The organism is Kitasatospora putterlickiae (assembly GCF_039527695.1).
Classification (GTDB): domain Bacteria; phylum Actinomycetota; class Actinomycetes; order Streptomycetales; family Streptomycetaceae; genus Kitasatospora; species Kitasatospora putterlickiae.
Map to the genome: position 1 here is coordinate 48,807 of NZ_BAAAKJ010000132.1, position 2,600 is coordinate 51,406.

At 73.8% G+C, this 2,600-nt stretch carries 3 protein-coding genes; 1 reads left to right on the top strand and 2 read right to left on the bottom strand.

The window, feature by feature from the left end:
• Nucleotides 1-46: 46 nt before the first annotated feature.
• On the bottom strand, nucleotides 47-1,063 hold the full coding sequence (locus ABD308_RS14255) for an ArsR/SmtB family transcription factor (protein WP_344333491.1): 1,017 nt from the start codon (nucleotides 1,061-1,063) through the stop codon (nucleotides 47-49).
• A gap of 286 nt (nucleotides 1,064-1,349) precedes the next feature.
• On the opposite strand from ABD308_RS14255, the gene ABD308_RS14260 reads away from it, so the two are divergent.
• On the top strand, nucleotides 1,350-1,856 hold the full coding sequence (locus ABD308_RS14260) for an RICIN domain-containing protein (protein WP_344333493.1): 507 nt from the start codon (nucleotides 1,350-1,352) through the stop codon (nucleotides 1,854-1,856).
• 28 nt (nucleotides 1,857-1,884) lie between these two features.
• Here the strand turns inward: ABD308_RS14260 and ABD308_RS14265 are convergent.
• Nucleotides 1,885-2,600, bottom strand: a 716-nt coding sequence (locus ABD308_RS14265) for a hypothetical protein (RefSeq protein WP_344333494.1), incomplete at its 5' end; no start/stop codon positions are given.

The window sequence follows — 2,600 nt, forward strand, 5'->3', positions numbered from 1 at the left end:
GCCCGTTGCGGCGCGGCCCCGGCGGCGGGGTGTCAGGGGCGGGATGTCAGGGGCGGGGTTCGGTGGGCGGGCGGTCGTCGAGGAGGGCCTGGCCGAGGAGGGTCAGCGCGTGGCGGACGCCGGTGCCGGTGCGCTCGGTGGTGAGCAGCCCGGCGGCGCGCAGCACGGTGGCGTGGTGGCTGGCGGTCGCGGCGGAGGTTCCGGTGCGACGGGCGAGTTCGGCGGTGCCCGCCGGCTCGGCCGCCGCCCGCAGGATCCGGGCGCGGGTGCCGCCGAGCAGCGCGACGAGCCCGCCGCCCGGTTCGTCGGCGGCGGCCGCGGCCCAGACGGTCCGGTAGGTGGCGAGGTCACGGGCCAGCGGGTAGTGGAGCACCAGCGGGTGCTCCGGTCCCCGGTTGTCCGTCATGGCCATCGGCTCGGGCCAGAAGAACGTCGGCACGAGCAGGATCCCGGTCCCCCTCAGGTACACATCGGCCTCCAGCGGGCAGGGCACCGACAGCACCGGCGCCGCCCAGTGGATGTCGGGGTGCAGCGAGCCGAGCAGGCCGTCCAGCCCGGCGTCGGCCGTCGCCAGCGCCCGCGCGGTCCGGTCGGTGTGCGCGGCGGCCATCAGCTGCGACCAGTACGGGGCGACCGCGAACGCGTGGTACTCGCGCAGCCTGCGGTCGACGACCCCCCGCCACTCGCGGGAGCCGCCGTGCAGCTCCCGCACCCAACGGGGCGTCCTCGGCCGCAGGAACTCCAGGACCGTCAGGTCCGCCGCCCACCGCCGGCGCGACAGCGACCAGGTGTGGTCCAGGCTGTCCGGCAGGCTGTCGGTGGCGGCGTGCAGGAACGCCTCCGGCGCCTCCGTCGCCCCGGCGGGCGTCGCGAGGTCGAACAGCACGCCCAGTTCGGGGCGCACGCGTTTGCGGGTCCTGCTGCGCCACCCCTCCAGGGCCACTCCCCCCACGTCACGGGCCTGTACCAGCGACAGGCTCAGGACCGTCTCGGCGAGCGGGTCGGGTGCCCGCGCGATCCGGACCCTGGTCAGGTCGTCGTGGGTGAAGTGGATACGCAGCAATCCGGTCCCTTCCGTCGGCCTCCCGGCGGGGTGCGGCGACATCCCGGACTCGCCCCCACCGATCCCTGCGGCCCCGGGCGCCGCAAGCCCACCGTAGACGGAACGTTCACGCGCGCCGGGCGTGTTGCCCGGCTCTGACCGGTTCGTGGCACGCCCCGGACATTGCGCCGCCCGAATTCGATGGACCTCGAAGGGTCTTGGGACGATCGAGCCCGGTTCGTGAGACTGACCGCCGAGGGCGCCCCACCGCGGCGTCCCGATCCTTCGGTGAGGAGTGCGTCCCATCATGCGATTCACCCGTCAGTCCGTCGTCCGCTCCGGCGTCGTCGCCGGCACCCTGCTGGCCGCCGCGGCCACGCTGGCCACCCCCGCGCAGGCCGCTCCGGTGCTGCACGGCTACGCCAATGTCCTCCAGGGCAAGTGCCTCGACATCCAGGGCGCCTCCAACGCCGAGGGCGCGATGCTCCAGGAGTTCAGCTGCAAGAACGCCTCGAACCAGCGGTTCTGGACGGACGACGCCGCCGTCGGCGGGAGCGAGATCCGGGTGCAGAGCTCGTTCCTCTGTCTCGAACCGACCACGCTGAACACCTACAGCAGCGTCATCCAGCGCCAGTGCTCCGGCGCCGACACCCAGCGCTGGGAGCTGATCCCGGCCGGCGTCAACGCGGTCACCATGAAGAACAAGGCGACCGGCCTGTGCCTGCAGGACTGGCTGTCGGGCGACGGCAGCCGGCGTCAGGTGAACATGTGGGAGTGCAACGGCAGCGCCTACCAGCAGTGGTCGCTGCGCTGACCCCGGGCCGTCCCGGGCCTGGCCGCGCTCAGGCGGCCGTGCCCGGGGCGGTGGTGGAACCGGCCACGACTTCGAGGGAGCGTTCGGCCTTGGCGACGGCCGCCCGGTAGTAGACGGAGGCGCCCTCGGCGTCGTCCGCGCCCCGCAGGAAGTACCAGTAGCCGAGCGCGACGTCGGCACCGAGGCGTTCGATCCCGAGGTAGCCGTAGAGCGGGACGCCGGCGATGGCGCCGGCGATGCGGACGGCCGGAGCGCCCTGGCGGTCGCCGAGGGCGACCCGCTCGACGGAGAAGGTCACCTTCTGGCCGTCGTCACTGGTGAGGTCGATGCTGTGGCAATCGGTGAACGCCGAGTCGACGGTGGCGAGTTCGGCGTCCAGTTTCCCGGGATCCTCCCCGCTGAGGTACTCGGCGATCCACGGGTAGCCGCCCTGGCCCTCGAACTGGACCTCCTGGTAGGGGCCCTGGGCGCCGGTGGGCAGTTCCTCGGTCACCTCTCCGTTGAGCAGGGCGTACAGGGCGTCGCAGCCGGCCAGCGGCGAGGCGCCGGCACTGGGACCGGCGCTGGGACTGGCACTGGCAGTGGCACTGGCACTGGCACTGGCGCCGGCCTCGGGCGAGGGGCTCTCGCTGTCCAGCGGGATCTCGGTGAAATCGGGACCGAGTTCGGCGGCGGTCAGCAGGGCCGCCCTGAGCTGCTCCTCGGTGGGCTGCTGGGCGGCGGCTGGCCGGGCGGCGCCGACGG

Coding starts and splice junctions, on each gene's coding strand:
- ABD308_RS14260 (WP_344333493.1), top strand. CDS start 1,350: ATGCGATTCACCCGTCAGTCCGTCGTCCGCTCCGGCGTCGTCGCCGGC.